Below are 7,176 nucleotides of genomic sequence, written 5' to 3' on the forward strand. Positions count from 1 at the left end.
CGCGCGGCGTAGGCTCGAAATCGAAGCCTGACTCCCTGTCCGCGTTGTGCGTATGTCCCGCGCTCGGGCGGTGGCCCGGTGGCCACGCAGGCCATTCCTGATCGCCCCGGACTGTCCGGCCCCAGGACGCAGGCTGCCTCGGCCGTTGAGCACCGCTCATCGAGCGGTGAGCCGACCGCATTCCATGTTGACGGTGCATAGCCGTTGTTGCCAGGCCGACGGGACGGAGAGCCTCGATGTCCACCTACTACGACGGCTCGGTCAAGGGCCACGTCACCAAGGACGGCGCCAACGTCACGCACATCCGGTACAGCCAGGAGCTCCGGGCGAGCGACGAGAACGACCCCGTCGAAGCGGCGAGCGCCTACCTCAGGGATGCGGCCGAGACGCTCGGGCTGCAGCGGCCGGGCCTGGACAACCTGCGGGTGCGGGCCCGGGCCATGGCGCCCGAGCAGAAGGACATCGAGTACCGGCTCGAGGACGACAAGAGGCTGTTCGACGCAACGACCGTCTCCTTCGCCCAGACCTACTTCGACGTGCCGGTGTTCCGCCGCGGTATCTCGGTCAAGGTGAAACAGGGGCCGAACCGGATCGTCGGCGTCACCAACAACACGGAACCCGGCCTGGACGGCGAGCTGCCGAGCGAGGAGCGGATCGACTTCTACCGCAGGCTCTTCCAGGACGGCGCCGGATTCCTCGGCCGCCTCGCACCCCGTGAGGGCGCGCAGGCGGAGGCGGAGATCCCGGCCGAGGTGAAGGAGGCGACACGGGTCGTCCAGCGCACGCTCGGGGTCACGGGGCGTGCCGCCACGAAGCGGGTCGACGGGACCTCCGGGACCGGCCTGATGAACGGACGGTTCGTCGCCTACCGCTACCAGCCGGAGTTCCGCTTCGCCGGCAAGCCGGAACCCCCTGGCGGCGGCCTGCCCGGACCCGACGGCAAGGCTGCGGCCCCGGAGACGACGGAGGCGGCCACCCGGGAGGAGACCACACCGCCGTTCCCGGACATCGCCCCGGTCGACGAGTCGATCGAGTCCGGACACACCTATCTGTGCGCCGAGATGATCGTCCGGCACGGCGTTCCCGGGTACGGCGACCTGGTCTGGCTCCTGCTCGCCGAGGTGGAAACCGGCTCGGTCCTCTACATCGAGTGCCAGACCTGCTTCATCAACGGCCTGGTCTTCCGGGTCGACCCCAATGTCGGCAGCGGTGATCTGACCGTCACCTCCGACGACAGCGACGCAATCCTGCAGAACCACGACTCGAGCGAGGTCCTCAACGATCTGGACCCGCCGGCCTCGGGGGCCCAGAGCCTGCGGGGCACCTACGTGGTCATCCGGGACGTCGAGCATCCCACCGTGGCCCCTCCCACCCGTCCGTCGGGCTCGGACTTCGACTTCGCGCCGAGGAGCAACGGGTTCGCGGCGGTCAACGCCTATTACCACCAGACCCAGCTGTTCCGCAGGATCGCCGACCTGGGGTTCCCGATCGCCAGTTACTTCGACGGAACGGACTTCCCCATTCCGGTCGACCACCGCGGCACGGGCGAAGACCAGATCAACGCCCACTGGGCGCCCAACGGCACCGGCGGCACGGGCCACCAGTGCTACTCCCTGTGCGACCTCACCAACACCACCCAGCCCCTGGGCCGAGCGGTGGACCCGTGGGTGCACTGGCACGAGATGGGTGGTCACGGGTCTCTCGGCGACCACGTGGGCGGGGGCACCTTCGGATTCGCGCACAGCGCCGGGGACGGTCTCGCCGCGCTGCAGATGGACCCGGAGTCGTCGTTGCGGGGGACGGCGGCGCGATTCCACTACGCGCCGTTCCGTCCGTCGTCCTCGCCGCGTCGCTTCGACCGCACCTGGCAGTGGGGCGGCCCCAAGGACGACGAGAATTACCAGAGCGAGGAAATCCTGGCCACCTGCCACTTCCGTATCTACCGCGCGATCGGCGGCGACCACCCGGACCTCGGCAGGCGGCTGTTCGCCTCCCGCGCCGCGACGTACCTCATCCTGCGCGCGATCGGGCAACTCACACCCGGCACCAACCCCGGCAACATCGACCCTGTCACCGGGACGCACGTCCCGGGGCGCGGCGCCCAGCTGTGGTGTGAGGAGCTGCAGGGGGCGGACCTGGAGAACTGGCTGTCCGAGGGCCTGTCCGGCGGCGCCTACAACAAGGTGATCCGCTGGGGGTTCGAGAAGCAGGGATCGTACGGTGGCAAACCCCCGGCCGTCGACGTGTACATCGACGACGGGCGTGCGGGGGAATACCAGTTCCAGCAGGCGCACTGGGCCAACCAGTCGATGTGGAACCGGAACGCACCCGACGGCCTGCCAGGACACCAGAACGCCGTCGCGGGCACGAAGAACTTCTTCTACGTGAAGGTCAGGAACCGCGGTACCTCGGCGTCGGGGACCGTGACCGTCCAGGGATACCACTGCCTGCCCGGAGCGGGGCTCACCTGGCCGGGCGACTTCACGCCCATGTCACCCGCGGCGGGGCTGACCGCCCCGAGCGTCCCGGCGGACAGCGCGGGAGACGTCGTACTCGGTCCCTTCGAGTGGGTGCCCAACGAGAACGTCCACGGCCACGACTGCGCCCTGATGATCGCCTCCACGGCGGGCGACCCGAGCAACGTGGAGCACTTCACCGGCTCCGAGTCGATCGCGGAGTGGCGGCTGGTCCCGTGCGACAACAACATCGGCCAGCGCAACGTCACCCTCGTGCCCGGCGGAGCGGGGCCCGAGGCCCTGGTCGCTTCGATGCGCGACACGGTCTTCGTCGCCGGCAACAACCTGCCCCGGCCCGCGCGTATGGAGCTCAGGGTGACCATGCCCACCGTCCTCGCGGAGAAGGGGTGGTCGCTCGACCTCGATGACGCGGCGAACGGATTCCGGCTGGACCCGGGTGCGCGGCGCACACTGCAGTTGCGGCTGGTGCCGGGCGCACCGTTCGACTCCGACGAACTGCAGGCTGCCGGCGACCAGTCGATCGACGTGTGCCAGCTGGCCGACGGGATGGAGATCGGCGGGATGCGCTACACCGTCGATCCCCGCCTCGGTGCGGACACGGAAAGCGGGCTGCGCGGGCTCAGTGCCGCTCCCGCCCAGAGCAACGACGCGGCACACGGCCTGCTCGAGCACCTCGGCATCGACGGGACCGACGTCACCAAGGTCACGGTGAGGAAGATCAGCCTGGACATCGAGTTCGGGAACCCGGGCTCCGGCTGACCGGGAGACGGACATGACCGGCAACTGGGAGTTGGCGCCACCGCCGAAGACGGTCGACGGACTGCTCGCCGTCCCGATCGACATCAGCTCCATCACCGCGTCGATCGTCTTCGACGGCGCGTCCCTCTCCGCCTCGGCGGACGCGACCCTCACCTACACCGTGGGGCGGACCGCCGGAAACCCCTTCTTCGACCTGCGCCAGTCGGTGTCCGAGGCATGGCTGGACGGTGCGCCGTTCCCCGCGGCCCGGCTGGCCCACCACGCCTTCGGCACCGGACCCTTCACCGATCTGCGCGTCGTCGAGTCCCATCAGAGCGCTGGTTCGGTGCACACGCTGCGTGTGAAGTACCCGCTGGCCGTACCGGACAGCCAGCTCGGCGGCTCCTACCTGCCCAGAGTCGAGTGGGCGCCGGGTCCCCGGCTGACCTTCGCGCTCGCGCTGTCCGACCTGAACCGCGCCCGCTACCTCGAGGCCTGGCTGCCGGCCAACCTGCAGTTCGACCAGTACTCCATCGACCTGGACATCCGGATCGACAACACGGCCGTCCCGCACTCGGTGATCACCAACGGCTCCGTCACGGAACTCGCCGCCCGTCACTGGTCAGTGGCGTTCCCGCCCCGGTCCAGCTCGGTCTCTCCACTGCTGGAGATCCGGGCGTCCAACACGGTCGAGCGGGCCGTCGGCACCGCGGTGCTGCCGGTGTCCGGCAAGACGGTCACCATCGAGGCATGGCGGCCGGCGGGCACGGCCGTCGACCTCGCGGCCCGGATCAGCGCGATCCGTGCCCTCCTCGTCGACAACGAGAACGACTACGGCGGCTACCTCCATGACGACCGGTACGTCGCGTTCTTCACCGGCAGCGGGGGCATGGAGTACGAAGGGGGTACGACGACATCGGCCGATGCGCTCCTGCACGAGACGTTCCACAGCTGGTTCGCCCGCGGCCTCAAGCCCGCCAGTCAGGCCGATGGCTGGTGGGACGAGGGCTTCACCACGTTCCACGACGAAGGAGCGGACGACGCCGTCCCCCTCGACTTCACCGACCCGCCCGTCACCCTGTGCTCGCGGGACCCCTGGCAGCGCCACACCCCGACGGCCTCCTACACCGCGGGCAGCGCGCTCTTCGCGGGACTGGCCGCGATGACGGGCGTCGGCCCCCTCAACCTCCACATGCGCTCCCTGTACGAGGCCCAGGCGGGCGGGCTGCCGTTGTCCACCGAACGGCTGGAAGAGCACCTGGTCGCCCGCAGCGGCGACGTCCGGGTCGTGCACGCCTTCCACCGGTTCGTCTACGGGCGGCCCGACCCCGACCCGGCCCCGGCCCTGTGGCTGCGCGACGACATCGCCGACCCCGGGGCGGACAGCTGGGCGGGCGCGTTCTGGGACTCACCCGACCTCTGGGTCCGCACCGCCGACGACGGCGGCACCACCCACCAGAATCCGGAGTACGGCCAGGACAACTGGTTCCACGCGCGGGTACGCAACCGGACGGGTGCCGGTGCGGCGGCGCACTTCGTGGTGACGTTCCGAGCGGTCGGCTACACCGGGCTGGAGTTCGTCTTCCCGGCCGACTTCTTCGAAGCCACGGCGGTGAAGGCCGAGTTCGACCTGGCACCGGGTGAGACCCGCGTCGTCAAGGCCCGCTGGCCCCGGGCAACGGTGCCGCCGCCCGGATCCCATACCTCCGTGGTCGCCTCGGTGCTGAGCCGCTTCGACGAACCCGCGGCCGGCAGCCACGTCTGGGCGGCCGGGAATCTCGCCCAGAAGAACGTCGCCGTGGTCGACCTGGTACCCGGGGAGTTCGTCGTCGTCCCGGTCGTACTGACCAACCGGATCGGCGGCGGGGAGCAGCTCGTGCACGTACGGCGCTCCGACCGTCGGCTGCCGGTCGCGGTGGTCCACCGGTCGGCCGAGCTGCTCAAGAGGGCGCGCCTGGACCCCCGTCCGCTCGTCGACGACCCGGTGCGGTACCGTCCGCGCGAGGCTCCGGCGCAGTTCGACTGCGGCGGAGTCACGCCCCGCGCGCACGCCGTGCTCACCTCGGCCGACCTCGATGCCGTCCTGCGCCGGTTCCCCGACGCGTGGCAGGCCGAGCTGCCCGACGAGCCGGTGGCGCTCGGCGCCGACCCGCTCTCACCGCTCGTGGTCGGTCTCAAGGTCGGACTCCCGGCGGGCGCGGAACCGGGGAACGGCCATCGCGTCGACCTTGTGCAGCGACAGGCAGGCTCGGGTCGGGTCGTCGGAGGTGTCGCCGTACTCGTCAACGCCCTCGGAAGCCCGGGATGAGTCCGCACCTCAGAAGTCGCACAGACGTACCGCGAGCGCGGCGATGTCATCATCGAGGCGTCCTCTGCTGTAGTGGAGCAGGTCGCGGTGGAGAGCCGTGAGCAGCTCACGGGGCGGTGTCAGGGGCTGTCGGCGCATCCATGCCGCCAGCGGGAAGAACTCCCCGTCGCGGGCGCGGGCCTCGGCGATCCCGTCGGTGTAGAGGAGTAGCAGGTCGCCGGGGACGAAGTCGAAGGTCTCGACGTAGTACTGATCGCCGATCAGCTCCGCGAGGCTGAGCAGGGGCGAGGGGGTGTCGGACTCGAGGACCCTGAGCTTCCCGCGGTTCAGGAGCAGCGGCGGGGGGTGTCCGCAGTTGAGGATGTCGATACGTCTGCCCTCGTGCGGGATCTCGACGAGAAGGGCGGTGGCGAAGCGCTCCATCGGCCCGTCAGGGGGAAAGGCGGCGTTGTAGCGGTTGCTGCTGGCGTCCAGCCTGCGTGCGACGTTGACCAAGTCGGTCTCACCGTAGGCCGCCTCCCGGAAGGCGTTCACGATCGCCGCGGCCGCCCCCACTGCCGGCAGGCCCTTTCCCCGCACGTCGCCGATGAGCAGCCTGACCCCGTTCGGCGTGTCGACGCCCTCGTAGAAGTCCCCGCCGATGCGGGCCTCCGCCGCGGCCGCGAGGTACAGCGACTCGATCTCGATGTTCCCCAAGCGGCGCGGCATGGGGCTCAGCACCACCTGCTGCGCCGCGTCGGCGACGAGCCGTACCTGGAAGAGGGTGCGCTCCCGCTGGAGCCGGAGATGGCTTCCGTACGCGGCGGCGACGGTGACCGCGATGATCCCCGCGGCCGTCCACCACGTTCCCAGATCGGGGAAGACGAGGCTGAGGCCGATCATCAGGAAGAGGCAGACCGTGCCGAGCAGGACCGTGGGCAGCACCGGCCACATGGCGGCGGCCAGGGCCGGTGCCGCGGGCAGGAGGCGGCTGAAGGCCATTTCCGGCGGGGTGGTGTACGCCAGGCTGGCGATGATGACGGTCAGGATGACCGGCGACAGTCGCACAAGCCTTCCCGGGCCGGGGCGCCGGCGGAGCGGTGGTGGCCGTTCGGACCCGATCACACTTCACAGAATATCTACGTAATGAGGGCACCGCGCCCTGACGAGCGGCGTCGACGGCCCGACCACCCCATATCCACGAAGTGCCCCGGTAGCAGCGGCCTGGGACAATGGGGGAAGAGACTCAGATCCGAACGGGAGCCTTCCATTCCCGCCCGGCACCGACTGCAGTGGTCATCTTGGCTGCAGCACTCATCGGCGCGCTGATTCTCGACACCACGCTGTATGACATCGCGCGGCTGATCACGGCCGCAGAAGGCCGTCCGCTCCGCGGCAGGATCGATACGGCCGATTGTCAGCGGCGCATGAGCCGCCTCGCCCACGGCAGGCCGGACGTGAACCGGCCGGCCGGGCGGGGCCACGAAGGCGAGACCGTTCAGGCCCCGTCGAAACCATCACAGATCCGTGAGAGGGGTGGCCATGTCGCTCACCCGTTCCCGTCGCATCGGTCACCGTACTAGGGCGTGTCTTCAAAGGGGTCTGAGCCAGAGGAACAGGGACGCGATGGTGACGGCTGCCTGGTAGGACTCGCGGGTTTTGTCGTAGCGAGTG

At 70.0% G+C, this 7,176-nt stretch carries 4 protein-coding genes; 3 read left to right on the forward strand and 1 reads right to left on the reverse strand.

Features of this window, described 5'->3' with window-relative positions:
* Nucleotides 1–236 precede the first annotated feature (236 nt).
* Nucleotides 237–3,236, forward strand: a complete 3,000-nt coding sequence (locus tag AB0O21_RS38160; RefSeq protein WP_365179825.1) for a hypothetical protein — start codon at nt 237–239, stop codon at nt 3,234–3,236.
* 13 nt (nt 3,237–3,249) lie between these two features.
* A complete protein-coding gene (locus AB0O21_RS38165) occupies nt 3,250–5,523 on the forward strand; it encodes a hypothetical protein (RefSeq protein ID WP_365179826.1) in 2,274 nt (757 codons plus the stop codon).
* A gap of 9 nt (nt 5,524–5,532) precedes the next feature.
* Here AB0O21_RS38165 and AB0O21_RS38170 read toward each other — a convergent pair whose 3' ends face one another.
* On the reverse strand, nt 5,533–6,570 hold the full coding sequence (locus AB0O21_RS38170; RefSeq protein WP_365179828.1) for a PP2C family protein-serine/threonine phosphatase: 1,038 nt from the start codon (nt 6,568–6,570) through the stop codon (nt 5,533–5,535).
* 233 nt (nt 6,571–6,803) lie between these two features.
* On the opposite strand from AB0O21_RS38170, the gene AB0O21_RS38175 reads away from it, so the two are divergent.
* A complete protein-coding gene (locus AB0O21_RS38175; protein ID WP_365179831.1) occupies nt 6,804–7,085 on the forward strand; it encodes a hypothetical protein in 282 nt (93 codons plus the stop codon).
* The last annotated feature ends 91 nt before the right edge of the window (nt 7,086–7,176 follow it).

It is taken from the genome of Streptomyces sp. NPDC091371 (assembly GCF_040684275.1).
Taxonomy (GTDB): Bacteria; Actinomycetota; Actinomycetes; order Streptomycetales; family Streptomycetaceae; genus Streptomyces.